28 protein-coding genes and 1 pseudogene are annotated in these 24851 nt (G+C 67.4%); 9 read left to right on the plus strand and 20 right to left on the minus strand.

What is annotated here, in order from left to right; all coding sequences use genetic code 11:
* Positions 1-3: 3 nt before the first annotated feature.
* Both ACOI2T_RS31000 and ACOI2T_RS31005 read right to left on the minus strand, forming a co-directional pair.
* Positions 4-1041, minus strand: a complete 1038-nt coding sequence (locus tag ACOI2T_RS31000; RefSeq protein WP_409502308.1) for an aminotransferase class V-fold PLP-dependent enzyme — start codon at positions 1039-1041, stop codon at positions 4-6.
* The gene (locus tag ACOI2T_RS31005) at positions 1038-1319 is read right to left on the minus strand and encodes a DUF4229 domain-containing protein (RefSeq protein WP_085147551.1); all 282 of its coding nucleotides are present in this window, start codon (positions 1317-1319) and stop codon (positions 1038-1040) included. The genes ACOI2T_RS31000 and ACOI2T_RS31005 overlap by 4 nt, the downstream gene beginning before the upstream one ends.
* Before the next feature lie 76 nt (positions 1320-1395).
* Between ACOI2T_RS31005 and ACOI2T_RS31010 the strand changes: the two genes are divergently transcribed.
* Positions 1396-1560, plus strand: a complete 165-nt coding sequence (locus ACOI2T_RS31010; RefSeq protein WP_110883654.1) for a hypothetical protein — start codon at positions 1396-1398, stop codon at positions 1558-1560.
* 6 nt (positions 1561-1566) lie between these two features.
* On the opposite strand, the gene ACOI2T_RS31015 is transcribed toward ACOI2T_RS31010, so the two are convergent.
* The 9 genes from ACOI2T_RS31015 to ACOI2T_RS31055 all read right to left on the minus strand — a co-directional run bounded on the left by ACOI2T_RS31015 (position 1567) and on the right by ACOI2T_RS31055 (position 11256).
* On the minus strand, positions 1567-2847 hold the full coding sequence (locus tag ACOI2T_RS31015; RefSeq protein ID WP_409502309.1) for a MinD/ParA family ATP-binding protein: 1281 nt from the start codon (positions 2845-2847) through the stop codon (positions 1567-1569).
* A gap of 95 nt (positions 2848-2942) precedes the next feature.
* Positions 2943-3281: a hypothetical protein gene (locus ACOI2T_RS31020; protein WP_409502310.1), complete on the minus strand. Its 339-nt coding sequence runs from the start codon at positions 3279-3281 to the stop codon at positions 2943-2945.
* Positions 3282-3882: 601 nt separating this feature from the next.
* A complete protein-coding gene (ccsB, locus tag ACOI2T_RS31025; protein WP_067849068.1) occupies positions 3883-4851 on the minus strand; it encodes a c-type cytochrome biogenesis protein CcsB in 969 nt (322 codons plus the stop codon).
* Positions 4848-6479: a cytochrome c biogenesis protein ResB gene (gene resB, locus ACOI2T_RS31030; RefSeq protein WP_409502311.1), complete on the minus strand. Its 1632-nt coding sequence runs from the start codon at positions 6477-6479 to the stop codon at positions 4848-4850. Before resB ends, ccsB begins: the two co-directional genes overlap by 4 nt.
* Positions 6476-7249, minus strand: coding sequence for a cytochrome c biogenesis CcdA family protein (locus tag ACOI2T_RS31035; RefSeq protein ID WP_409502312.1), 774 nt, complete (start codon positions 7247-7249; stop codon positions 6476-6478). The genes resB and ACOI2T_RS31035 overlap by 4 nt, the downstream gene beginning before the upstream one ends.
* On the minus strand, positions 7246-7878 hold the full coding sequence (locus ACOI2T_RS31040; protein WP_409502313.1) for a TlpA disulfide reductase family protein: 633 nt from the start codon (positions 7876-7878) through the stop codon (positions 7246-7248). The genes ACOI2T_RS31035 and ACOI2T_RS31040 overlap by 4 nt, the downstream gene beginning before the upstream one ends.
* Positions 7878-8465: a histidine phosphatase family protein gene (locus tag ACOI2T_RS31045; RefSeq protein ID WP_409502379.1), complete on the minus strand. Its 588-nt coding sequence runs from the start codon at positions 8463-8465 to the stop codon at positions 7878-7880. Before ACOI2T_RS31045 ends, ACOI2T_RS31040 begins: the two co-directional genes overlap by 1 nt.
* Before the next feature lie 38 nt (positions 8466-8503).
* A complete protein-coding gene (hemL, locus tag ACOI2T_RS31050) occupies positions 8504-9814 on the minus strand; it encodes a glutamate-1-semialdehyde 2,1-aminomutase (RefSeq protein ID WP_409502314.1) in 1311 nt (436 codons plus the stop codon).
* Between the two features lie 35 nt (positions 9815-9849).
* The gene (locus ACOI2T_RS31055) at positions 9850-11256 is read right to left on the minus strand and encodes a cytochrome P450 (protein ID WP_409502315.1); all 1407 of its coding nucleotides are present in this window, start codon (positions 11254-11256) and stop codon (positions 9850-9852) included.
* Positions 11257-11452: 196 nt separating this feature from the next.
* Here ACOI2T_RS31055 and ACOI2T_RS31060 point away from each other — a divergent pair, with 196 nt between their 5' ends.
* Together ACOI2T_RS31060 and mddA are read left to right on the plus strand one after the other, a co-directional pair.
* The gene (locus ACOI2T_RS31060; RefSeq protein ID WP_409502316.1) at positions 11453-11833 is read left to right on the plus strand and encodes a nitroreductase family deazaflavin-dependent oxidoreductase; all 381 of its coding nucleotides are present in this window, start codon (positions 11453-11455) and stop codon (positions 11831-11833) included.
* A gap of 159 nt (positions 11834-11992) precedes the next feature.
* Positions 11993-12763 (plus strand): methanethiol S-methyltransferase, encoded by a 771-nt coding sequence (gene mddA / locus ACOI2T_RS31065; protein WP_409502317.1) that lies wholly within the window; start codon positions 11993-11995, stop codon positions 12761-12763.
* Here the strand turns inward: mddA and ACOI2T_RS31070 are convergent.
* The 4 genes and pseudogenes from ACOI2T_RS31070 to ACOI2T_RS31085 all read right to left on the minus strand — a co-directional run bounded on the left by ACOI2T_RS31070 (position 12676) and on the right by ACOI2T_RS31085 (position 15028).
* Positions 12676-13517: pseudogene (locus tag ACOI2T_RS31070) on the minus strand (ABC transporter permease). The gene mddA and the pseudogene ACOI2T_RS31070 sit on opposite strands and share 88 nt — an antisense overlap.
* 4 nt (positions 13518-13521) lie before the next feature.
* On the minus strand, positions 13522-14115 hold the full coding sequence (locus ACOI2T_RS31075) for an Rv1733c family protein (RefSeq protein ID WP_409502318.1): 594 nt from the start codon (positions 14113-14115) through the stop codon (positions 13522-13524).
* Complete coding sequence (locus tag ACOI2T_RS31080) at positions 14112-14543, minus strand: chromate resistance protein ChrB domain-containing protein (RefSeq protein ID WP_085147578.1); 432 nt, start codon at positions 14541-14543, stop codon at positions 14112-14114. The genes ACOI2T_RS31075 and ACOI2T_RS31080 overlap by 4 nt, the downstream gene beginning before the upstream one ends.
* A complete protein-coding gene (locus ACOI2T_RS31085) occupies positions 14540-15028 on the minus strand; it encodes a Chromate resistance protein ChrB (RefSeq protein ID WP_409502319.1) in 489 nt (162 codons plus the stop codon). The genes ACOI2T_RS31080 and ACOI2T_RS31085 overlap by 4 nt, the downstream gene beginning before the upstream one ends.
* A 92-nt stretch (positions 15029-15120) precedes the next feature.
* Between ACOI2T_RS31085 and ACOI2T_RS31090 the strand changes: the two genes are divergently transcribed.
* Together ACOI2T_RS31090 and ACOI2T_RS31095 are read left to right on the plus strand one after the other, a co-directional pair.
* A complete protein-coding gene (locus tag ACOI2T_RS31090) occupies positions 15121-16437 on the plus strand; it encodes an MFS transporter (RefSeq protein ID WP_409502320.1) in 1317 nt (438 codons plus the stop codon).
* The gene (locus tag ACOI2T_RS31095; RefSeq protein WP_409502321.1) at positions 16385-16753 is read left to right on the plus strand and encodes an ArsR/SmtB family transcription factor; all 369 of its coding nucleotides are present in this window, start codon (positions 16385-16387) and stop codon (positions 16751-16753) included. The genes ACOI2T_RS31090 and ACOI2T_RS31095 overlap by 53 nt, the downstream gene beginning before the upstream one ends.
* Positions 16754-16778: 25 nt before the next feature.
* Here ACOI2T_RS31095 and ACOI2T_RS31100 read toward each other — a convergent pair whose 3' ends face one another.
* Both ACOI2T_RS31100 and ACOI2T_RS31105 read right to left on the minus strand, forming a co-directional pair.
* Positions 16779-17261: a pyridoxamine 5'-phosphate oxidase family protein gene (locus ACOI2T_RS31100; RefSeq protein WP_409502322.1), complete on the minus strand. Its 483-nt coding sequence runs from the start codon at positions 17259-17261 to the stop codon at positions 16779-16781.
* A gap of 10 nt (positions 17262-17271) precedes the next feature.
* On the minus strand, positions 17272-17859 hold the full coding sequence (locus ACOI2T_RS31105) for a TetR/AcrR family transcriptional regulator (protein WP_409502323.1): 588 nt from the start codon (positions 17857-17859) through the stop codon (positions 17272-17274).
* Between the two features lie 121 nt (positions 17860-17980).
* On the opposite strand from ACOI2T_RS31105, the gene ACOI2T_RS31110 reads away from it, so the two are divergent.
* Both ACOI2T_RS31110 and ACOI2T_RS31115 read left to right on the plus strand, forming a co-directional pair.
* Entirely contained in the window at positions 17981-18763 is a 783-nt protein-coding gene (locus tag ACOI2T_RS31110; RefSeq protein ID WP_409502324.1) for a 3-oxoacyl-ACP reductase family protein, read from the plus strand.
* A 39-nt stretch (positions 18764-18802) separates the two neighbouring features.
* On the plus strand, positions 18803-19405 hold the full coding sequence (locus ACOI2T_RS31115; RefSeq protein ID WP_409502325.1) for an NADPH-dependent F420 reductase: 603 nt from the start codon (positions 18803-18805) through the stop codon (positions 19403-19405).
* An 8-nt stretch (positions 19406-19413) separates the two neighbouring features.
* Here ACOI2T_RS31115 and ACOI2T_RS31120 read toward each other — a convergent pair whose 3' ends face one another.
* The 3 genes from ACOI2T_RS31120 to ACOI2T_RS31130 form a co-directional block, all read right to left on the minus strand.
* Positions 19414-19638, minus strand: coding sequence for a hypothetical protein (locus ACOI2T_RS31120; protein WP_409502326.1), 225 nt, complete (start codon positions 19636-19638; stop codon positions 19414-19416).
* A gap of 48 nt (positions 19639-19686) precedes the next feature.
* Positions 19687-20016 carry a MerR family transcriptional regulator gene (locus ACOI2T_RS31125; RefSeq protein WP_409502327.1) on the minus strand — a complete coding sequence of 110 codons (330 nt, stop codon included), beginning with the start codon at positions 20014-20016 and terminating at the stop codon, positions 19687-19689.
* A gap of 684 nt (positions 20017-20700) precedes the next feature.
* Positions 20701-21324 carry a hypothetical protein gene (locus ACOI2T_RS31130; protein WP_409502328.1) on the minus strand — a complete coding sequence of 208 codons (624 nt, stop codon included), beginning with the start codon at positions 21322-21324 and terminating at the stop codon, positions 20701-20703.
* A 256-nt stretch (positions 21325-21580) separates the two neighbouring features.
* Between ACOI2T_RS31130 and ACOI2T_RS31135 the strand changes: the two genes are divergently transcribed.
* Together ACOI2T_RS31135 and ACOI2T_RS31140 are read left to right on the plus strand one after the other, a co-directional pair.
* Positions 21581-22726 (plus strand): glycosyltransferase family 4 protein, encoded by a 1146-nt coding sequence (locus tag ACOI2T_RS31135; RefSeq protein WP_409502329.1) that lies wholly within the window; start codon positions 21581-21583, stop codon positions 22724-22726.
* Positions 22723-24849, plus strand: coding sequence for an amylo-alpha-1,6-glucosidase (locus ACOI2T_RS31140; RefSeq protein ID WP_409502330.1), 2127 nt, complete (start codon positions 22723-22725; stop codon positions 24847-24849). The genes ACOI2T_RS31135 and ACOI2T_RS31140 overlap by 4 nt, the downstream gene beginning before the upstream one ends.
* Positions 24850-24851 lie beyond the last annotated feature (2 nt).

A 24851-nucleotide genomic window follows, 5' to 3' on the forward strand; every position in this document is an offset into this window, starting at 1 on the left:
CGATTACCGGTTATCCCCCAACGCGTCGAGCAGCCGCTCGAGATCGTCTTCGGTGTTGTACAGGTGAAAGCCCACGCGGACCGCGCCCGCTCGTACGGCGGCCCGAATACCGGCGCGCTGCAAGCGTTCTGCGGCATCCGTCACAGGTAGGGACACGATCGCCGAATCATGCTGCGGCAAGCCGATCTCGGCCCGCAGCCGGTTCGCCAGGCCCACTGTGTGCGACTCGAGCACCGCCGGGTCCAGCGAAGCCAGCCACGGCAGCGTCAGGCCCGCGCCGAGCATCGGGAACCACGCCGGCGACGCGTCGAACCGGCGGGCGTCGGGCGCCAGCCGCAACGGCAGACCGTAGATGGATTGCCATGGATCTTCACCCGCGTACCAGTTTGCGGCATGCGGAGTCATGCGGGTCGCGACTCTGTCGCTCAACGACATCCATGCCGCACCGCGCGGGGCGAGCAGCCATTTGTACACGCCCGCGACCGTGACGTCGGCCCACGCCATGTCCAAGTTTTTCCAGCCGACCGCCTGCGTGACATCGACCACAGTGAGGGTGTCGGTGCCCGTGACCGCGGCGCGCAATGCCGCCGAATCCAGCACGGCCCCGGTGGCCGACTGCACGAGACTGACCGCGATCACGTCGTATTCGGCGGCGCTGCCGACGAGTTCGTCGGGCGCGAGCTCGGTGACGGTCACGCCGCGAGCCGATTGCGCGGCGAACGGGAAAGTGGTGCTGGTGAATTCCCCTTTGAGTACCGCGACGCGACTGCCGTCGGGCACCGCTGCGGCCACCAGTCCCAGCGCGGCCGACACGTTGCCTGCGAACGTCACCGACTCGACAGGAACTCCGGCCAGCGCCGCGTAGCCGGCCCGCCCGCGTCGAACCGGTTCATCGAACGACGCGGCGTCCATCGTTCCGGCTTGCCAGTCGGCGATGCACCGGTGGAGCGCGTCGACGAGAAACTGCGGCGGCAGCCCATAGGTCGGTGAATTCAGAAAACCTTCGGCGCCCGCGAATTCCGCGCCGAACGCCTCTCTCACTGCTGCGCGGGCGGCTCGTCGCCGCGCAACCGGGCCTGCAGTTGTTCACGATCCTTGCGCCTGCGTTCGTCGAACACCGCGATCGAGGCGGTGGCCCGCTCGCGCAGCGGCCGGAACAACCAGATGCCCAACGGCAGAGCGATCACCAGAGCGAACAACAACGCCACCACGAGCGGGAAGTCCTCGATGAACAGCTGCCCTACCCCGAAAATCACTGCGGCCAGCACCGCCACGAGTACGAGCCTGGCCACCAGGTAGGCCAGCACATCGGCAATCATGCGGGAAGCGGGACGACTTGCTGACACCCACCCGAGCCTACCGACGACGCGTATATTCGGAGCAAGGAGGTTTCGAGTGGCGTACCTGCTCCTTATTCTTGCGGTGGCCTGCCTGGTCTACGTCGGCTGGCGGCTGGCACGCGTTGCGGGCAACCAGCCGCGCACGCGCGTCATCGGTCCCGACGACGACCCCGACTTCTTGCGGCGGCTCGGGCACGGCGACAACAACCCGCGGCCCTAGCGCGGCCTAACCGCGCGGGCCGGCGGACCGGCGCGCCCCGCCGAAGTCGCTGGCCACAACGGCGGCCAACTCGATGAGCGCTTCACGTGTCTTGGGCTCGAGCCGATCCAGGCTGATTTCCGCGCCTTCTTCGAGGTGCGGGTCGAAAGGCACCAGACGGACCGCGCGGCAACGCCTCGAGAAGTGATCCACGACCTTCGCCAAATCGACCTTGCCCGACCGTGGCCGCACCGCGTTGATCACCGCGATCGAGTTACGCACGAGGTCCTGATGTCCGTGCGCGTCGAGCCAGTCGAGAGTTGCTGAGGCGCTGCGTGCTCCGTCGACCGACCCCGAGCTGATCACCACCAACACATCGGCCTTGGACAGCACCGCCGACATCGCCGAATGCATCAAGCCGGTGCCACAGTCGGTGAGCACCAGGCTGTAGAACCGCTCCAGTACCTCAAGGGCGTGCAGATAATCCTCGGAGCTGAACGCCTCCGACACCGCCGGGTCGCTCTCGGAGGCAAGTACCTCCAGACGGCTCGGCCCCTGCGACGTGTATGCGCGGACGTCGCTGTACCGCTCGATACCTTCGGCGTCGCGCAGCAGGTGCCGCACGGTGGCGGCGGTCTCCAACGGCACCTTCTGGCTCAGCGTGCCGCGGTCCGGGTTGGCGTCCACCGCGACGACGCGGTCGCCGCGAATCGACGCGAACGTCGCACCGAGCGTCGCGGTGATGGTCGTCTTGCCGACGCCACCCTTGAGTGACAGCAGCGCGATTCGGTAGCAACCCTGCAGCGGCTGACTGACCTCCGCGATCAGGCTGTTGCGGTGAGTGACCTTCGGGCTCTCCCCGACGTTGATTTGCTTGAACGACGCGAGATACAGCCATTTCCGCCAGCCGGCCGACGGCGGAGCCTTGCGCGGACCCAGCAGTGCGGTGGTGGAGAGGTCGCGATAGGGCGTGGCGAAGTCACCAGCGGCGGGCATCGGCGACGCCGGTGGTGCGGTTGGCGCGGGTGATGCGGTTGGCGCGGGCGGCGGGGTGATCACCGGGATACCCTGCGGCGGTGTCGGAGCTGTCCACTCCGCGGGCAACGGCGTCGAGACACCGGCCTTGGCGGGATCGCTGAACCGCTGCTGACCACGGAAGCCCGGTACCGGGGCGAACACCGACGGGACGGCGGGCTGTTCGATTGCAGGCGCTTCGGCGACGGGCTGGTCGTCGATGGCCGGCTCGGCGGGCGAGGTTTCCGGTCCGGTCGTCGACTCGTCCACCGGGTGCTCGGATGACTCGGACACGAAATCCCCTCTGCTCGGACAACCCTCGGGCCTGACCATAGCGCGCCACCGTGTCGGGGCGCGCAGTCACCCGACGTACTTCCGGGCGGTCCGCATCACGCGCCCAGCGCGTCCCAGAACGGATCGGCATTGCTGGCGCTGAGCTGGGCTGCGGACTCGCGCAGCGCCAGAACCCGCTTGCCGATCCGGTACTCGGTGGAGCGCGGCATCGACGCCGACCGGTACTTGCCATACCGAATCCGGTAGACGCGGCCGTGCTCGATCTCCCACCGCAAAGCGTCAGAGACCGTCTTCGACGGCCTGCCCTTGGTGGTGAAGCCTTGCTCGCGGAGCGCCTCGACCAGATCGGCCACCGATTGAGGCCCATGCTGAAGCAGTTGGATGGTCAGCACGTACCGCAATTCGGTACCTCTGAGCAGGTATTTGTCCGGCATGGGGCCACGATGCCACGTGGTACCGACAGGTGCGCGAGGCCTGCGCGGACGAGGAAGCAGGTGCCGTGCGGCCCGCCTAACAGCGACAAAGTCGCTGAAAGCGCCTCCTGGGCAACATAATTCACTCAGGCATCACGCCGCGAGTAACAGCGGACACTCACGGCCCTCTGGCCACTTGGGTCACGCGATTCGGCGTGCCCGGCTTGCAGCGACAATGTCGCTGAATCAGATTCTTCCAGGGCAACGCGGCTCGCGTTCCGCTGCATAGCTGCCGGATCAACGTGACGACGCCGCCCTTGGGAAGCGCGATGGCGGACAACCGGTGTTGAAACCGCCATCACGCTACGAACGCAAACGTGTTCGAACATCCGGGCATCCGCAGTTGAGGCAACGAATCGTTGCGCGGTCTTCACAGCGACAATGTCGCGCGCAGCCGGGCACGTAACTGCCGAGGTCCCTGCGACAGCAGAGGCTGAAGGGGGCCACGGGATTTGACGTGTGAGGCTGCCGATGCCCAGGGGGCCGGTGAGGCGGTTTCCGCGACTATGTCGCTAGCAGGCGGGCACAGGGGCACCTGCCCAGACGCCTCGCGGACCGAGCCCTAACCGACCCCGGCGTACGAATGAAGGCCGACGGTGACCAGGTTGATGAAGAACAGGTTGAAGACCATCGCGACGAAGCCCACGACATTGATCCAGGCAGCCTTGCGATCACGCCAGCCCGCGGTCGAGCGGGCGTGCAGATAGGCGGCGTAGACCACCCACGCGATGAACGACACCGTCTCCTTGGGGTCCCAGCCCCAATAGCGTCCCCACGCTTCCTCGGCCCAGATGGCGCCGAAGATCACGCCGAAGCCGAACACCGGGAACGCGAAGATCGTGGTGCGGTACGCGATGCGGTCCAGCGTCTGGGCGTCGGGCAACCGTTGGATGACCCGGCCGAAGCCGTTGTCGCGCTCGGCCAGCGGCGACATCTTGACGAGGAACAGGATGCTCGCGACACCGGCGACCAGGAACACCCCCGACCCGAGGCTGACCACCGACACGTGGATCGGCAGCCAGTAGGACTGCAGCGCGGGCATCACCGGAGCGGCGTGCGTATAGAGCCAGCGGCCCGACACGGTCAGCAGGATCAGCACCGGCAGAAGGACGAACACCCACAGAGTGCGGTACTGCGGGCGGCGCAGCACCACGGCGGCCGCGACCAGCCCGCAGAAGCACGTGAGGTTGATGAACTCGTACATGTTGCCCCACGGCACGCGTGAGGTCGCCAGGCCGCGCAACACGATGCACACGAGCAGCAGGCCGATCCCGACATAGGTCAGCGCCAAGCCGGTTTTGCCGATGCGCTCGTCGAATGACCGCTTGGGCTCGTCGAGAACGACGCCGGGGGTGGCACTGTCGGCTCCGACGGTCGCGCCGACGAGTTCACGCGTTTCCACGCGACGGCTGCGGCTGTAGGCCAACTCGACCGCCAGCAGTAGCAGGCCGCCCACCAGAACCAGAACCGACGAGGTGAACGCCCAGTCGGAGTATCTGGCCAGCCCTATGTCGATGTGCTCGGTATTCACTGATCCGCCTTCTCCTTGGCCGGCACCTCACAGCCCTCCAAGAGCCGCTCGGTCAACCGCTCGAACTCGTCACCCCATCCGGAGTTGTCGGTGCGGGCCAGCCCGCCGAACTCGACGCTCACGGTACCCGCCCCGCCGGGCTCGATCCGAACCCAGACTCGGCGTCTGCGCACCACCAACGACACCAACAGCCCGGCCATCATCGACAGCGCGAACACCAGCACCCAGATCTGTGCGGGGTCGTGGGACACCTGCAGGTTCACGAAGGGCTTGGCCTCGTCGAAGCGGACGGTCGTGCCGTCGTCGAGCCGGGTTTCCTGGCCTTCCTCGAGGTTGACCCGGGCCACTTTGGTGAGCCGGTTCTGGCCGATCAGCCGGGGGTCGAGGGAGAACAGGGACTGCGGGCGGCCGGTGTCCAGGCCGGTGTCGCCGCGGTAGATGTCGACCGCGACGGCGGGGTCGTTGAGGGCCGGGAAGCTAGACGACAGCAGGGTGCCGTCGAGTTGCTTGGTGGGCGCGAACAGGCCCTGGATCGCGATCTGGTTCCTGCGACGCTCGTCGGGGTCGGGGTAGGTGCCTGCGGGCGGGTCGATGCGCACGACGCCCGACGACAGGAACGTGATCTGTTCCTCGGGCCGCCACTGGATCGTCTGGCTGCGGGTCTGGCCGTCCGGGAAGGTGACGGTGAACGACGGCGCATAGCCGCGGCCCTGCAGGTAGACCCGGTCACCGCCGATGCGGAGGGGGTGGTTGACCTCGAGCCGGTAGGGCCGCCACGTGTTGTTGGTCAGATCGTCGCCGGCCTGGTAGTCGATGTCGGCGGCGAACGACAGCGCCTGGCCGGATGGCAGATAGTCCGCTTCGAAGTTGTTGACGCGCAAACACATCGGGTTCAGCGAGGTGCCGTCGACGGTGTTGCCCGCCCGGAACGAGTCGAACGCGGCCGGCGATGCCGTACAGAAACCCGGGCCGCCGTCGGCGATCACGATGACGTTGCCCTCGTAGCCGAACAGCTTGCCCGCGGCGACCGCGACCAGCAGACCGAGGAGCGAGAAGTGGAAGACGATGTTGCCGAACTCGCGCAGGTAGCCCTTCTCCGCCGAGATTTCGGTGACCTCGTCTTGTCGGCGGGTGACGGTGCGCCAGCCTTTGAGCCGCCGTGTCATGGTCTGCGCGAGCTCTGCCGGGTCGCCGTCGACCTGCTCGGCGTGGTGTTTGGGCAGGCGGCGCAGGTTGCGCGGCGCCGCGACCGGAACGGCCCGCAGGCTGCGGACGTGCTCGATGAGCCGCGGCGTCAGGCAGCCGACGAGCGAGATGAACAGCAGCACATAGATCGCGGTGAACCAGAAGCTCGAGAACACGTCGAAGGCCTGCAGCCGGTCCAGCCATGGGCCCATGGTCGGATGCGCGGCGAGATACTCGTCGACCTTGGATTCGTTGAGGCTGCGCTGCGGCAGCAGCGCACCCGGGATGGCCGCGAGGGCGAGCAGGAACAGCAGCACCAACGCGGTGCCCATCGACGTGAGCGTGCGCCAGGTGTTCCGGATCAACGCGAACAGACGCTTGTGTACCCCGGGGCGCCGTTTTTCGGGTACCTGCGTGTCTGTTCGCTGGGAGACGTCGGTCATATCGGCAACCTGACGTCGGACACGAACGCGTCGCGCACCCAGGACACGAACTCGTTCCACAGGCCGGTCACCAGCGCCGTGCCGACGAGGATCAGCAGGACGCCGCCGAAGATCTGGATGTTCCTGGTGTGGCGGCGCAGCCAGCCCAGCCCCTGCACGGCGCGGGCCGAGCCCAGCGCCAGCAGCACGAACGGTATGCCCAGCCCGAGGCAGTAGGCCAGCACCAGCGCCACACCACGCGCGACGGTGGAACCGTCGGTCGCCGAGGCGACCGCGATCACGCCCGTCAGCGTGGGGCCGAGGCACGGCGTCCAGCCGAGCGCGAACACCGCACCGAGCAGCGGGGCGCCCGCGACGGTCGACAATTGCCGTGGCGTGAACCGGGCCTGGCGTTGCAGCGCCGGGATGAAGCCGACGAAGACGAGCCCCATGACGATCGTGACGATGCCGCCGATGCGTTGCAGCAGAAGCTGATTGGCGATCAGCGTGGTGGTCATCCCGAGCACCGCGACGGCGCCGAGCAGGAAGACGACCGTGAACCCCGCGACGAACAGGGCAGCCGCCCCGGCCACCCGCAGCCGGGCGGTCTTGACGGCCACCTGGCCGGGTTGGTCCTCGGCGACACCGACGACTGCCGCGAGATACGACAGGTAGCCGGGGACGAGCGGCACCACACACGGCGACGCGAAGGACACCAGGCCGGCCAGCACGCTCACGGCGAGGGCCAGCAATACCGGCCCGGCCGCGGCGATCTCGGCGAATCCGGTCATGGCTGCGACTCCTGCGGGGCAGGCGCCTCGGCCGGCTCGGCGGCGAGCCGCAGAACCAACGGTTGCAGATCCTCGGCCAGCAGCTCGCGCAGGAACACCGCCGCGACGCGGTGCTGACGATCCAGCACGACGGTCGACGGGATCACCGTCGTCGGGTACTTGCCGCCGAACGCGATCATGGTGCGCATCGGCGGGTCGTAGATCGACGGGAATGTCACCTTGCGGTCGGTGACGAAATCGACGGCGGCCTCGCGGTTGTTGTCGCGGACATCGATTCCCAGGAATGCGACGCCGGCCGACCGGGTTGCCTCATAGACCTGTTGCAGCTCGGTGATCTCGGTGCGGCACGGACCACACCATTGTCCCCACACATTGATCACGACCACCTTGCCCGCAAAATCGTCGAGCGAGATGGTCTTCGTCGGGTCCAGCAGATCCGGGCCCGTCAATGCCCCTGGGCGACCGCGCTTTTCGGGCGGATCGTAGAAGATGTCGGTCTTACCGCCCGGCGCGACGAACTCGAACGTGCCGCCCTGGGCGACCGCGTCGTCACCCGTCGAGCATCCGGTCAGCAGCGCCAGCAGCGCTGCCAACACCCCGATGCACGCCCGGGCGACAAACCCACGCATCAAATTCCCCAGGGCTCCGTGTAACCCCACCGGATCAGGCGGTCGCCGTCGAACGTGAACGACGTGACGGATGCCAGATTGCACAACCGGCTGTGCGGCAACGGCAGATGAGCCAGCTTGCGCCCGATCATCGCGCGCCGCAGTGTCTCGACCGGAAGCTGATGGCTCACACACACGGCTTCGTGGCCGGCCGCCTTGAGCCGCGCCCGGTGCAGCGCGGCCATCATGCGCGGGGCGATCTCGGCGTACGGCTCACCCCACGACGGCTTGCTCGGATTACGCAGCAGCGGCCAGTTCCGGGGGTCACGCAGGGCACCGTCACCAGGCGATACGCGCTTGCCCTCGAACGTGTTCCACGACTCGATGAGGTCGTCGTCGGTGTCGATCGACAGACCGTGGGCTTCGGCGATCGGCGCTGCCGTCTCCTGCGCCCGCTCCAGCGGAGAGGCCACCACGTAGACGATGTCGTGGTCGGCCAGCCAGTCCGCGGTGGCCTGCGCCTGCGCACGCCCGCGCTCGGACAAGTGGTAATCGGGCAGCCGGCCGTAGAGCACCTTCTCGGGGTTGTGCACCTCGCCGTGCCGCATCACGTGCACTGTCGTTCTGACAGGCACCGCGCTCTCGGTCACGCCGTGGCCTCCGCTGCGGCACGCGCGGCCGCGGGCAGCGCGTCGGCGATACGTGAGAACGCGTCGTCGTCCAAAGCCGCTGAGACGAACCAGGTTTCGAAGGCGCTGCACGGCGGGTAGACCCCGGCTTCCAGCAGCGCGTGGAAGAACGCCGGGAACCGCCAGGTTTCGGTGGCCTTGGCCGCGGCGAAGTCGTTGACCGGCTCGTCGGTGAAGAACACGCTGAGCATGTTCCCGGCGCGCTGGACGCGGTGGGCCACACTCGCCTCGGTCAACGCGCCGGTGAGCAGATCGGCCAACCGGTCGGCATTGGTGTCGACCCGTGCGTAGGCCGCGTCGTCGGCGTTGCGCAACGTCGCGAGCCCGGCGGCCATCGCCACCGGGTTACCCGACAGGGTGCCCGCCTGGTAGACGGGACCCAGCGGCGCCAGGCGGCCCATGACCTCGGCGCTGCCGCCGAACGCCGCCGCGGGCAGGCCGCCGCTCATGACCTTGCCGAACGTCAGCAGATCGGCTTCGACGGGATCGAGCCCGTACCAACCTGATCGGCTGACCCGGAAGCCCGTCATCACCTCGTCGAGGATCAACAGCGCCCCGTGCTCGGCGGTGATGCGGCGCAGCGCGGCGTTGAAACCGGGCAGCGGAGGCACCGTGCCCATGTTGCCGGGGCTGGCTTCGCTGATGACACAGGCGATTTCGTCGCCGAACCGGCCGAAGACCTCTTCGACGGCGGCCACGTTGTTGTACGGCAGCACGATCGTGTCCGCCGCGGCCGCGCCCGTGACGCCCGGCGACGACGGCAGACCGAGGGTCGCAACACCCGAGCCGGCGTCGGCCAGCAGCGCGTCACTGTGGCCGTGGTAGCAGCCGGAGAACTTGATGATCTTGGCTCGCCCGGTGTAGCCGCGGGCCAGCCGGATCGCGCTCATCGTGGCCTCGGTGCCCGAGTTGACCAGTCGCAGCATCTCCACGGGGGCCACGCGGTCGATGATCTCGGCGGCGAGTTCGGTCTCCGACGGCGTCGGGGCACCGAAGCTCAGCCCGTCGACGGCCACCTTCTGCACCGCCTCGACCACGGCCGGGTGGGCGTGGCCGAGCAGCATCGGCCCCCACGAACACACGAGGTCGACGTAGCGGTTGCCGTCGGCATCGGTCAGCCAGTAGCCGTTGGCCGACGTGATGAACCTCGGAGTGCCGCCCACCGAGTTGAAGGCACGGACCGGCGAGTTCACTCCACCGGGAATGACGGCGCAGGCGTCGGCGAACAGTTGGGCCGAGCGCTGGGTCTGCGCAGAATGTGCACGCATGGCCACCAGTGTCCCAGTCGCCGCAACCTCGTCAACTACAGGGTGTAGTGGTTCGGCTTGCGGGCGCGTACGCGGGCCCTGATCGGACCCCGTGCGACGGTCGTGAACGGCACGTCGACGGGAAAGTCCGCGTCTATCGACACGACCTCGACCGACCGGATGATGGTGGCCAGCGCAAGCGTCGTCTCCAGCCTGGCGAAATGCTCACCGATGCACGACCGCGAACCACCCGCGAACGGGATGAAATGCCAGCGGTCACGCCCCAGCGAGTTCTCCGGGCTGAACCGGTCCGGGTCGAAGACCTGCGGGTTCGGCCACACCTCGGGGTCGTGGTGCACCGCGTAGATGCCCAGCGCCACGAGGCTGCCCGCCTCGATGCGGTACCCGCCGACCGCCATGTCCTGAAGCGCCAGCCGGCCCACACCGGCAGCCGGCGGGCACATCCGTAACGCCTCGTCGAGCACCTGCACGGTGTAGCGCAGGCTCGGCACGTCGGCCGGGGTCAGCTCACGGTCGCCCAGCACAGCGGCCTCGGCGGCCACGCGGTCCTGGATCTCCTGATGGTGTCCCAGCGCCCACAGCGCGTACGTGAGTGCCGTCGCGGTCGTGTCGTGACCGGCCAGCATGAAGATCAACAGGTCGTTGCAGATGTCCTCGTCGGAGATCGCCAGCCCGGTCTCCGGGTCCGTCGCGGCCATCAGCGCCCGCACCAGCGGCGCGTCATGGGTCTCATCGACACGGCAAGCGTGCAGGATCTCCGCCGCGACACCTCGCATGGCCGCCACGGCGGCCCTGGCCCGCTTGCGTGCGGGCGTGGGCAGCCACCGCGGCGCCCGGACCGGGCGCAATGCACGGTCCGTGGCATACGAAGAGGCGACATGCATATGTTCGACGATGACGCCGGCGCGTTCGTTGAGGTCGATGCCGAGCACCGAACGGCCCAGCGACTGCATGGTCACCCGGCGACATTCGGCGTCCAGGTCGATGTCGCCGCCGTCCGCCCAGCTGTCGACGGCGGTCTGCGCCGCCCCGGACATGTGGCCGCCGAAGGCCCGCACGTTCTGCTTGGTGAACACCGGCTGCAGCGCACGTTTGCGGGGCCGCCACTGTTCGTTGGGCAGCACGAAGAGGCTGTCCCCTGCGGCGTGGCGCACCTCGTCGTGCACGATGCACCGCTCGGCGAACGCGTCGTTACGGCCCAGCACGTCGCGGATGCCCTCAGGCGAGAACACCGCCACCAACGGCGGCACGAGCCACTTGGGCCCGAGTTGTACCCGCGTGACGGGCCCGCCCGCGGCACGGATCAACTCCTGCCCGGTGTCGAGGTCCCGCACCGCATTCGCCAGCTGCCGGATCGACAGCGGGTTGCGCGGCGCGAGCGGCAATGTGCTGACGTCGGGTACCGGAGCCACGGCATTACCGCCGTCGGTCGCCGGTCTCACTCGGCCACCGGCGTCTGCGCGAGGACGCGGATTGGCTGCGGCGGTTTGCTGACCAGCGCAGTCCGGTTGAACACCGCACGCACGACCCGCGGCGGCTTGAGATCGCCCATACGCCATAGTGTCGACAAACTTCGCGCTGAGCGCCAGCTCAGCAGGATCTGGGTGGGGCAGCCCTCATTCGCGCATGATGGGGGCCATGCAACTACCGCAATGGCTGGCCCGGTTCAACCGTCACGTCACCAACCCGATCCAGCGGCTCTGGGCGGGCTGGGCCCCCACGTTCGGGATCCTCGAACACGTCGGGCGCAGATCCGGTACGCGCTACCGCACCCCGCTCTCGGTCTTCGGCACCGATGAGGGCGTCGCGATCCTGTTGACCTACGGGCCGAACCGTGACTGGCTCAAGAACATCACCGCTGCCGGCGGAGCCGAGATGCGCAGGCACGGCAGGACGATCCGGCTGGCCGAGCCGCGGGTGGTGACCAGAGAAGAAGCGGCGGCCCACGTGAAAGGCCAGGCGCAGAAGGTCTTTGCCCGCCTGCCGTTCGAGCAGGCCGTGCTGTTGCGGCGCGTGTGACGCGGTTCGCCGACCGGTGCGGCATGGCGCTTCGGCGGTAGGCCGGCTCAGCGCTGCGAACGCGTTGCTCATGTGCAATTTTGGCTAGTCAACAAACCCCTGTTCACCTGCGTATTTCAGGCATAGAGTGAATATGGGCCGAGCCACCGGGAGGTCGCCATGAACCGCTTGTTCGCCATCGGTTACGGGGTCGCGAGCTACCTGGTGTTCCTGGTTGCGTTTCTGTATGCGATCGGTTTCCTCGGCGGCTTTCTCGTGCCGCGTACGGTCGACTCCGGAATCACGGCCGGGATCGTCGAGGCGGTGATCGTCAACCTGGTGTTGCTGTCGGTGTTCGCGTTGCAGCACAGCGTGATGGCCAGGCCCGGCTTCAAACGGTGGTGGACCCGGTTCGTGCCGCAGCCGATCGAACGCAGCACCTATGTGTTGTTGGCCAGCCTCGCGCTGTTCCTGTTGTATTGGCAGTGGCGGACGATGCCGGCCGTCGTGTGGGACGTGGAATCCACTGCGGGCCGGGTGCTTCTGTGGGCGTTGTTCTGGTTGGGCTGGGCCACTGTGCTCAGCTCGACGTTCATGATCAATCACTTCGATCTGTTCGGGTTGCGTCAGGTGTTTCTGGCCTGGCGCGGCGAGCCGTACCGTGAGCCCGGCTTCCGAACTGTGCTGCTGTACCGGCTGATTCGCCACCCGATCATGCTCGGCTTCATCGTGGCGTTCTGGGCGGCGCCGACGATGACGGCCGGCCATCTGCTTTTCGCCGCGGTGAGCACGGCCTACATCCTGGTGGCGATTCAGCTCGAAGAGCGGGATCTGGTCGGCGCCATGGGCCGCCAGTACCGCGACTACCGGGAGCGGGTTCCCATGCTGGTGCCGTGGCCCCACCGCGACCACACCGAACCGACGCCGAAGATCCGGCGGCGGCCGGCCTGAGGCGACGGATTCTGCGCTCGCACAATGCGACCGCGGGCGATGAGCTCGATGGTGATCGCCACCGCACAACTCTGTGAAAGCAGCAGCGCCACGAGGACGAGGATCTGCACCGCGCCGGCCTGAGCCGCCGACCCGGTACTGAGCAACACCCCGACGAATGCCCCGGGAAGCGTCACCAAGCCCACCGTCCGGGTCGAATCGAGGTTCGGCAGCAAGGCATTGGTCGCCGCTCCACGGATGACCTCCAGGCGCGAATCCCGGTTGCTCATACCAAGACTCAGCGCCGCCTCGACCTCACCGGCGCGTAGGACGAGGGTGTCGAGGGCCAGGCGCGCCGCGACGGCGACGGCGGTCATGGTGCCACCGAGGACGATCGCGACGATCGGTACCACGGCGACACCCGTCGAAGGCACCACACCGGACAGCAACAGCGCGGGCAACACGCAGAGCAGTCCGGCAGCCAAAGCCATTGCGATCCAGGCTGATCCGCGGGCCGCCTGGCTGAGGCGGGCGGCCGTGAGGCTCGCGACCGTGAACATCACCGCCAACACGAGCACCGATGACCACAGCCGGGTGATCGCTGCGGCGAGGATCGCGGCCACGGCCGCCAGTTGCACCCCGGCGCGAAATGTCGCCCACGGGACCGTGGCCGGCGACCGAGGCCGGCCAGTCGGTAGATGACCGCAGCGGCGATCGCCATACCGACGCACAGCCCGATCAGCGGCGCCCCCAGGGTGGGTTCGTTCGACAGCATGCTGTCAGCGACTGTCGTCGGGCATATCGGAACTCGGGCCGAGCAGTGACATAAGGGCTACGTCGACGGCCCGCGATCGGATGGCGACGAGTCGGCGACGGCATATCGCCGCGGCGACCAGGATCGTCGTGGTCAACACACCCCATACAGCAAGCCCGGCAACCAGACAATCACGTAGGGCACGACGCGCCGGGTCGCTGATCCGAACATAATTCCCGTTGTGGTCGGTCCAGATTGACAGCCGTTGGCCAGCCGCGACAGCGCGTTCTGTGTCGACGGTGTCACAGCGCGTGCGACCGAGAGCGGGCCAGCAGGCGGGCGCAGACCAGGCGAACCTGCGACTGTCCGGTGCCACGGCGCTGGAATCCATCGCGGTAGCAGTCACGACGTGCCATGTGGACTGGACGGCGGCGTGGTGGGCGGTACGGGCGTTGTACAAGCCGATGCCCACTGCGCTGCCGACGAGTGCGGCGGAGATCAGCGCCACGACAGTCACCGCCGCCATCCATGCCTCGACCCGATCGCTGCGTCGCACGAGGGCATCTCGTCCAGCGGCGCGCCGCCACCACGACGACAGTCCACGAGTGACGAGGTTCATGACGGCTCCCGTCCGAGCATCAACGCCCGACGGTGAAACTCATATAGCCCGGCGAACACCGCATCGCTTACGGCCAGAGTCTGGTCATCGGACCCGATCATCGACAGTCCGCGCATCACCGTGTCCAGCCCGGGTGCTTCCGGCGCGTCAAAGCGGCCGTCGTCGAGATCGGCCTCGTGCACGATCTCAGCGATACGCCACAGCACCGGGTCGTCGAGTTCGTAACGGCGAAGGATGGTTTCGAAAGTGCAGTCCCCGCCGTGGTGGGTGAGATCGACACCGCGCATATCGAACGGCGTGGCGTCGTCGGGAACATCATCTGGACCTGCGACGAACACGAACTCGGCCGCTGGATCGACGAATCGGCGGATCAGCCACGCGCACGCGGCCCGGTCTATGTGCACCCCTGCACGCGTCGCCCACCTCATTGCGGCACCTCCGCAGTATCGCCGATCCGACCGGCCAGCTCTTGCAAAGCAATTCGCGCCTGTTCGCGTTCAGGCGGAGGGAAGAAGTCACGCCGGGTGACGTGCCGCCATTGGGTGCGCAGCCGACGCAACGCGGCCGCGCGGGCAGACGGGCTGAGTGTGGAGGCTTCAGCCGCCGCAGCTGACAACGCCCGGTACTCGACCGCCCTGGCCTCCGCCAGTGTGGCCGCCAAGTCATGTTCCTGGCGCACGATAGTCGGGTGCGCCAGCCATACCCCGGCTTGTCCACCGGCCTCGATCACCTCATCGGCCAGCCATTCCAACTGCTCACGGGTACGCGCGTCGGCGGGGAGCGCAACCAATCCGTCGGCCAACTGAGCGACGCCAAGCTTCTTCAGCTTGCGCCACACCGCAATCCGGGGCGTCGATGGCTCCCGTGGCATCCGGTAGTTCAGCAGCACCCACTGCCTGCTCTCGCTGGCCACCTATTAATTGTAACCATGGTTACATACGCAATCCAGCTGCACGCGGATGCATATAAGTGCGCAAGTGCGCACATGACGCAATAATGAGCGGTATGACAGACCGCTCCCAGCCGACGCTTCGCTCCGGCGCGCTGGCGAATGCGGTGTTCCGCAGGCTGTTCGCCGCGCAGGTCGTCGCACTGCTCGGAACGGGCCTGCTGACGGTGGCGCTCGGCCTACTGGCCTACGACTTGGCGGGTAGCCGCGCCGGCGCGGTGCTCGGCACGGCGTTGGCGATCAAGATGGTCGCCTACGTGGCGGTGGCGCCCCTGATGTCGGCACTGACCGACCGGTTCCCGCGCCGGAGCGTGCTGGTGACCACCGACGTCGTGCGCGCCTCGGTCGCGCTGATGCTGCCGTTCGTGGACGCGGTATGGCAGGTCTATGTCCTGATATTCGTGCTGCAAGCCGCCTCCGCGACGTTCACCCCGGCGTTCCAGTCGGCCATTCCGTCGGTCCTGATCGACGAGGACGATTACACCCAGGCGCTGTCGATGTCGCGGCTCGCGTACGACCTCGAAGCGTTGCTGAGCCCGATACTGGCCGCCGCACTGTTGGCCGTGACCTCGTATCACTTGTTGTTCCTCGGAACCGTCGGCGGATTCACGGTCTCGGCGGCCCTCGTTCTGGCGAGCCGGCTTCCCCCGATGCCGGCTGCGACGCGGCCCGAGCGGTTACGCGATCGGCTCCTGCTGGGCGCCCGGGTGATGGTGTCGGCGACCGAGTTACGCGCACTGTTGGCGCTGAACATGTCGGTGGCCGCCGCGGGCGCACTGGTGGTGGTCAACACCGTCATCTACGTCGGGGATCTGCTCGACGGCCCGCAATCCGGCATGGCGGCGATGCTGGCCTGCTACGGCGCCGGATCCATGCTCGTCGCGCTGACGATGCCCCGAACCCTCCGCAGGTTGAGCGATCGCACCGTCATGCTCGCCGGCGCGACGGTCACGGCCGCAACTCTGAGCGCGACGACGGTGTTCATCGCGGTGCCGCCCGCGCCGCCGGCCGGATGGATTGTGCTCGGCGCGCTGTGGATGACACTGGGTGCAGCGACCTCGCTGATCAACACCCCGTCGGCGCGACTGCTCCGGCGGGGCTCGACCGTCGACGACCGGACAGCCGTGTTCACCGCTCAGTTCTCCCTGTCGCATGCCTGCTTCCTGGTGGCCTATCCGATTGCCGGCTGGGTCGGCGCCACGCTGGGCCAGACCGTTGCCGCCCTCGTCCTGGCCGGCGTGGCTACACTCGCCGCAGCGACAGCGATCTCAACCTGGCGGCCGACCGGATCCCCGTCACGGCAGCGAGAAGGTGGTGCACATGACCCGATCGGCACCCGGGAATCCGCCGTCGCCGGCCAGCCTGCGCCATGACGTCGAGCCGGATCAGCTGCGTCTGGAGACGGCAAGTGACATCTTCCGGATGCTCGCCGACCCCACCCGGCTGCACGTCCTGTGGTTGTTGAGCCAGGAGGAAGCCGACGTCGCCGCCCTGACCGCCGCGACCGGCGCTTCGCGCACCTCGGTCAGCCAGCATCTCGCCAAGCTACGTTTCGCCGGCCTCGTCGCGACCCGCCGCAATGGCAGGCACATCGTCTACCGACTCAACGACGGCCACCTCAGTCGCCTGGTCCGGGAAGGCCTCAATCACGCCGACCACCGCGTGACCGGGGAACCACCGCATCCCTGACCGCGAAGCGGGACGCATCAGCTGTCTAGCTGTGCCAGCTCAGCACCTCGCCGGCACCCTGCATCATGACCGTTCCCGGCATCACCCGTAACCGGTACGGCGTCAGCCGCAGCGCGGCGAATTCCGGCGAAGTCGGCCCTTCGCTCCACTGCGGAATGATGCGCGGGTCGTAGCCCACGGGCGCCGGGCCGTTGGCGAACTTGTCCCATACCTGCGTGCAGGTTTCGTCGTCGGTGTACCACTCGACGAGGCAGTCAGCCGAGCACGTGTCATGGCTCGTCGTCCAATAACTCACGGACACATACGGATTCACTGCGAGGTGGGCGCGCTTGACCGGGCTCGGCACCGTCGCGACCCAGCCGAACAGATCGGTGCCGTCCCACTCCCAGATCGGGTGCAGGATGCGGGTGCGGGGCCGGCCGTCGGCGTCGACGGTGGCCACCGAGGCCCACACGATCGCGTGGGCCACGTCGACGAAAGCGGGCGCAGCCTGGTCCAACGGAGTCACGCCTGCCACCCTAGGCGACCGGCCACGCCTTGAGCGCTTGGTCAGCGACGGCATGGAGTTCTTCGCGGGTCGCGCCACTGCACGCCTGGATCGAAATGCCTTGGCACACCGCGTTGATCCAGCGCGCGATGATCCACGGGTCGGCGCCGGCAAGTTCGCCCGCCTGCTGCGCCATCGCAAACCGTTCGGCCAGCAGCTTGACTCCGGCGGCGCGGCGGTCGGCCAGGTCTGCCTGCACTGGTGCGGCGTCGGCGCCCGAAGCCAGCGCGCCTTGGACGAGCAGGCAGCCGCGCGGACTTGCCGGATCGGTGTAGGCGTCGGCGGCACCGTGCGCCATGGCGTGCGCGACGTCCCAGGCGGTCGGTTGGGCCATGGCCGCGGCCACGAACCCTCCTGGGCCGGCCAGATATCGGTCCACAGCCCGGTAGAACAACTGTTCCTTCGAGCCGAATGTCGCGTACAGACTGCGCCGGTTGATACCGGTTGCCGCGGTCAGATCACTGATCGAGACGCCGTCGTAGCCGTGCTCCCAGAACAACGTCATGGCGATCTCGAGCACGTGGTCAGGATCGAATCCGAGCGGTCGGCCGATCGCCATCCCTACACCTCCTGTGATGCGCGACACATCCTGGAATCAAACGCTGCATTACCCGCTTTACCACAGCATACTTAGTAACCAATCGGTTCGAAATGACTGGATTCCAGGAGCGGAGACCCTGATGGACACGATCGCCAGCACCACCACCACCGCAAGCCAGTTCCTGCCGCTGGCCGGCCGCCGGGCACTGGTGACCGGCGGATCCCGCGGTATCGGCGCCGCGATCGTGCGCCGCCTCGCCGCCGATGGTGCCGCAGTGGCTTTCACCTACCATTCCTCGGCCGAGCAGGCCGAGAAACTCGCAACCGAGGCGTCGGCGTCCGGGGCGACCGTGATCGCGTTGCAGGCCGACAGCGGCGACGTCGACGCGATTACCTCGGCACTGAGCCAGGCGGCCGAGCGCTTCGGCGGCCTCGACATTCTCGTCAACAACGCCGGGGTCGCACACGGCGCGCCGATCGAGCAGTTCCCGCTCGACGAGTTCGACCGTTTGGTTGCCGTCAACGTGCGCGGTGTCTTCGCTGCGATTCAAGCCGCGGTTCCACATTTCGCCACCGACGCACGCATCATCACGATCGGCAGCGTCAACGCTGATCGAGTTCCGGTCCCCGGCCTCTCGGTCTACTCGATGACGAAGGCCGCCGTCGCGGGTCTGACGCGAGGCCTGGCACGTGAACTCGGGCCGCGCGGGATCACCGTCAACAACATTCAGCCCGGGCCGACCGCGACAGACATGAACCCGGACGATGACGGCGAGTTCGCCGACCACATGCGCAGCTTGACCGCGGTGGGACGGTACGGCCGGCCCCGCGACATCGCCAGTGCGGTGGCATATCTCGCTTCGCCCGAGTCGGGCTTCATCACCGGGGTCACCTGGAACGTCGACGGCGGCTACACGCTCTGACACCGAACGCGCATACACCACAACCGAGGAGAGCACCTCATGAAGATCGGATTCATCGGCGCAGGCGACATCGCCAAAGCCGTCGGAACACAGCTGGCCAAAGCAGGACATGAGGTCGTGGTCAGCAACAGTCGCGGCCCAGACTCGCTCGCGGCCATCGCGGCTCCTCTCGGATTGACGGCAGGAACGGTAGAAGAGGCCGCCGATCATGAAGTCGTCTTCCTGTCGGTGCCGTGGAGCAAGGTGCCTTCTGCGCTACGCGCGGCGGGTGATCTGACCGACCGCATCCTCGTCGACACAACGAACCCGCTGGAGGCGCCCACGTTCGCGAAAGCCGATCTAGGAGATCTCACGTCAAGTGAGGTCGTGGCCGGCCTCGCCCCCAACGCCCAAGTGATCAAGGCGTTCAATCACATGACGCCCGAAAGCTACGGCGAGGGGCCCGGCCTCGCCGGCGGACGCAAACTGCTCTTTCATTCCAGCGACCACCCCGACGCGCACGTCGTGGTCGCCGCACTCATCGAATCGCTCGGATACGTACCCATAAACCTCGGCACGCTCGCCGGAGGCGGTGCCCTCCACGAGTTCCCGGGCGGACCGCTACCGGCCCGTACATTTCTCGAGATCGCGCCGACCCCATAGCGGGCGAGCTACTCGTCGCCCTTCGCTTCGCCGTAGACCGGCTTTCCGTCGTCGTCCACCCAATCGTTGACCATGGTTCCGGAAACGGTCCCCCCACTGCCCGGCAGCGTCGTCGTAGGACGGTCATCCTCGTACGCTTCCATGATCTTCTTGGCCTTCTGCCGATGTTCGTCGGTGACTTCCGGGGCCTCGGTACTCCGGTTCTCTTCGGTGCCCTGCTGTTCTGCGTCCATGGGTATCGGGCTGCCCCGAAATGTGACGTACCAAACAGTGCACCGACCTCAGCGTCGCGTGCGGCCGGCATGCAGCCGGGCGTTCTCGGCCCTGAGGTGGACGTTGTCGGATTCCAGTTCGCTGTTGCGTCGTTCGAGTACCAAGATCTGGGCGATTCCGGCGATGTTCACGCCTTCGCCGACGAGTTCGGCGATCCGTCGCAGCCGAACAAGATCATCGTCGCTGTAACGACGGGTCCCACCGCCGGTGCGTGCCGGAGTCAGCAGCCCGCGCCGCTCGTACAGCCGCAGGGTTTGGGGGTCGAGCCCGGTCAACTCGGCGACCACCGAGATGGCGTACACGCCTCGGGCGGACCGCTCGCCTGAATCAGTGGACACTGAGTCGCCTTCTTCTCCCACACCCTCGGTTGGGCCTTGCACACACCTTAATCCAGTGCTATAAGAAAACTATGTCGACAGACACAGATCTGTCGACATCGCGGCGAAACGCCTACTCCTGCATGTGGATTCGACAGCATCCGGGAAGGAGGTGAGCGAGTTGGCAGCCTTGACCCGACAGCCCTCTGCCGTGCTCGACGAGGCAGCGGCGATCGTGGAGGCCGAGTGGAAACGCCTTGTGCACGAGAGGGATTCAGGGAAGGGCCCGGCGGTTGTCGCGGAGATGCCCGCCAGCCGCCGACCGCGCCGTCGCGCCGGTCTCCGCACCGCGATCCTTCGACCGGTTACAACACGGCCGCCGCGGGCACGCAACGGACCCGGGTGGCGAGAACTCGCACAGCAGGTGTGGGCGACTCAGCGCTCACCTCCGGCGTGTTCGTCAGACCTCGAATTTCCCTGTGAGTCAAGGAGTGATGCACCTGAAGCAATGACCGCTGATCTCGACCCGCGTGAGCCCAGTTTTGCGACATGATGCGACATCGGCCGACTCGAGCCTGCGCATATCGCCACTGACGGTGGCACAGATCGGTGGGCTACACGCGCAAACCCGGGGCGGCCGAGCTCTGGGTGCCATCCCTTCTCGGCCGCCCCGATCTTCTCGGAAACGCCCGGTGAAGGTGGCTGTCAGCCTGCCGACTCTGCGCGGTAGCGCTCGACGAACTGCTCGTACCCGCAGGTCGCGGCCAGCTCCAGTTCGCCTTCGCGATCGGCTTCCTCCAATTCGTGCATCCATCGTCGCAGTAGGTCAACCCCCTCGCGACCGGCACGGCCGCCGGCGAGCAGACCGAGCCGGCGGATGTAGTGGTCGGCCAGCGCCAGCCGGTGAACGGCGGCGACCACATCGATGGCCTCGCCTGCCCACAACCGGATCACCCTGCGATATGCGGTGATCTCGCCGGCAGGCAGACCGGCGCCGGCCAAACCGGACCGGGCGTCGGCCACCTCACCGAGCAGACGCCGCAGCCCGGCTTTCAGACTCTCGCGCACCGTGTGCAGCTGCGTTTCGAACGACCCGCCGGCGACCACGCCGTCGGATGTCGCGGCGTGGAGACCCGAGCCGACGTCGATCGGCAGCAAGTCGCCGAAACTGTCGAACCACAACGCCAGTTCACCGATCGCCACGTTGAGCTCGGCGCGGTGCTCCTCAAGGTGCGCGGCGTACTTGTCGTAGGAATTGGCGCGCAACAACGCTGACGCCTGGGCAACCTGGTACGCCAGCGCGCCGTGCGCGGCAACCACTGCCGACACGTGATCTCGTGGCGTTCTGCTGCTATGCATCGTCAGCGGTGTTCCGCCCCTTGGCTTTCGGTGTCCGTCGACGTGATTGTGCACCCTGCGGTCGAGCAGAGCACCGGCAGCCGGTCACCACAGCGGCGCGACCGCGCACACATGTCCAAGGCACGCCGCACCCCTCGTTGGCGCAGTCGGCTCAAACACGCCATAATTGGCACTCGTCGGATGAGAGTGCTAACGCCGCTGCGACAACCGTGAAGGAGGTAAATCCATGAGCGGCAACGACTTCGCCAATTCCAACGAAGCCATCGAACCGCTGCGCATCGTGCTCGTCGCACCCCCCTACTTCGACGTTCCACCCAAGGGTTACGGAGGTACCGAGGCCGTCGTCGCCGATCTGGCAGACGCTCTGGTCAAACGCGGCCACCGCGTCACCCTGCTGGGTGCCGGTGAGCCCGGCACCGCGGCGTCGTTCAAGCCGCTGTGGCGCCAGACCATGGCCGATCGGCTCGGGCAGCCCTATCCCGAGATCATGCATGCACTCAAAGTGCGCCGCGCGATCGAACACATCGCTTCGACCGACGGCGTCGACCTGATCCACGACCACACGTTCGCAGGCCCGTTGAACACGCCCGCGTACCGGAACCTCGGGTTGCCCACCCTCGTCACGGTGCATGGCCCGATCGACGACGACCTTTACCCCTACTACCGCGAACTCGGCGACGATGTCGGCCTGATCGCGATCAGCGATCGGCAACGCGAGCTGGCTCCCGATCTAAATTGGGTTGGGCGCGTGCACAATGCGTTGCGGATCGACGACTGGCCGTTCCGGTCCGACAAAGGCGACTACGCGTTGTTCCTCGGCCGCTACGCCCCCTACAAAGGGGCCCACCTCGCACTGCAGGCCGCACATGAGGCCGGCATGCCCCTGGTGCTGGCAGGCAAGTGCAGTGAGCCGTCGGAACAGGCTTACTTCGACGAGCAGGTACGGCCGCTGCTCACCGAGAACGATCATGTCTTCGGACAAGCCGACGCCGTCAGCAAGCGCAAGCTCCTGGCCGGTGCCCGCTGCCTGCTGTTCCCGATCCAATGGGAGGAGCCGTTCGGCATGGTGATGATCGAGGCGATGGCGTGCGGCACGCCGGTGGTGGCGCTGCGCGGCGGCGCGGTGCCCGAGGTCGTGGTCGACGGCGTGACCGGTGTGCTGTGTGACCGGCCCGAAGAGCTCGCCCCGGCCATCGACAAGGCACAGGCGCTGGATCCGGCGGCCTGCAGACGTCATGTGGCCGCCCACTTCGCCGTCGGCCAGTTCGGATCCGGGTACGAGCGCATCTACCGCACGGTGCTGGGCGCACCGCAGCCGATCACCCTGCGCCAGCTCGTCGAGCCCGGAATGCCGGAACGAGCCAGCGCATGAGCGCTCCCAACGCACTCAACAGCGGCGAGCCCGCCGGCATCGGGTTCGACGGCGACACAGTGACTCTGGTGGAAGGCGCCAGCTTCTGCCTATCTGATCGGCACGGCGACGTGACGGCGGGCTGCTCGCACGGACTGTTCTTCCGCGACGCGCGCGTGCTGTCCCGGTGGGAGCTCCGTGTCGACGGCCGACCGCCGGAACCGCTGTCGGTTCAGATTCCGGAAGCGTTTGCCGCCCAGTTCATCTCCCGCCGCGCTCCCCGCGCCGGGCTGGCCGACAGCACGCTGCTCGTGGTCCGGGAGCGGCTGGTAGCCGACGGGATGCGCGAGACCATCACGTTGCACAACCTCGACGGTGAGAGCACCGTCGTGACCCTCGAACTGCACGCCGACGCGGATTTCGCCGACCTGTTCGCCGTCAAGGAAGGCCGCGCACCGGTGCGCGGCGCCGAGCTCACGGTCGTCAACGACGAACTCGTCCTGCACGACCGCGCCGACTACATCCGCGGGTTGACCGTGACGGCCACCGGAGACCCTGCCGTGCTGCCCGGTTCGTTCACCTGGCGCGTCGTCGTCGGCCCCCACGAGCGCTGGCAAGTCGACGTGGTCGTGCAGCCGACGCTGGCCAATCAGAGCGTCAAGAGCCGGTTCCGCAGTGGCGAACAGCTGGAGTCGAGTGCGCCCGCTCAGAAGATGGAGGCATGGCGCGACACCGCGACCAACGTCGAAGCCGACCACGCCACCCTCGCAGAGGTGTTGCGGCGCACCGAAAGTGACCTCGGGGCGTTGTTGATCCACGACGAGACCGGCGACGGCCGACCGTTTGTCGCGGCCGGCGCGCCGTGGTACATGACCCTGTTCGGCCGGGACAGTCTGCTCACGGCATGGATGGCGCTGCCGCTGGACTGCGGGCTTTCGGTGGGCACGCTGCAGCGGCTTGCCGAGGTGCAGGGCCGCCGGATCGATCCGATCACCGAGGAACAGCCCGGCCGGATACTGCACGAAATCCGGCGCGGACCGGCCAGCGAGGACGTTCTCGGTGGGACCGTGTACTACGGGGCGGTCGACGCGACACCGCTGTTCGTGATGCTGCTGGCCGAGAGCTGGCGATGGGGCGCCGATGAGGGATCCGTGCGTTCCCTGCTACCGGCGGCCGATGCGGCGCTGATGTGGGCGACGCGATTCGGCGACCGCGACGGCGACGGGTTCATCGAGTATCAGCGTGCGACCGACCGCGGGCTGATCAACCAAGGCTGGAAGGACAGCTTCGACGGCATCAACGACGCGACCGGACGCACCGCCGAGCCACCGATCGCGCTGTGCGAAGTCCAGGGTTATCACTACGCGGCGCTGCTGGCACGTGCCGAGCTGGCCGAAGCCTTCGACGACGCCGCGATCGCGCAGCGCCTCCGCGACCGGGCTCGAACTTTGCGCAGCCAGTTCCTCGACGCCTTCTGGCTGGACGACAAGGGCTGGTACGCAATCGCACTGGATGCCCGAAAGCAGCCGGTCGATGCACTGACCAGCAATGTGGGCCACTGTTTGTGGACCGGCATCGCCACCGACGAACACGCCGCCGCGATCATCGACCGGCTGTCCGACACCGAGATGAATTCGGGGTTCGGTTTGCGCACCCTCGCGACCACGATGGGCGCCTACAACCCGATGAGCTACCACAACGGCTCGGTGTGGCCGCACGATACGGCGATCGCCATCGCCGGGCTCATGCGCTACCGGCACGTACCGGGGGCCGTGCAATTGGCCGAACAGCTCGCGGCCGGTCTGCTCGATGCCGCCGATGCGTTCGGCGGTCGGCTGCCCGAGCTGTATTGCGGGTTCCCGCGGACGGAATTCCCGTCGCCGGTGCCCTACCCCACGTCGTGCTCACCACAGGCGTGGGCCAGCGCTGCCCCGCTGCTGCTCGTCCGCGCGTTCCTCGGCTTGGATCCGCATGTGCCGAAGCGCCAGATCGAAGTGTCGCCCGCATTGCCCCAGGACTGGGGGCGCCTGGCGTTGACCGATCTGCGACTGGGCAACGTCGTCGTCAACATCGACGCGTACGGCCACGACGTCAAGGTCAGCGGCGTGCCCGACGACTGGGACGTGGTCACCGCGCCGCGCTGAAA

Origin of the sequence: Mycolicibacterium wolinskyi str. Jessa 2025, from assembly GCF_049241375.1 — a bacterium.
Classification (GTDB): domain Bacteria; phylum Actinomycetota; class Actinomycetes; order Mycobacteriales; family Mycobacteriaceae; genus Mycobacterium; species Mycobacterium wolinskyi.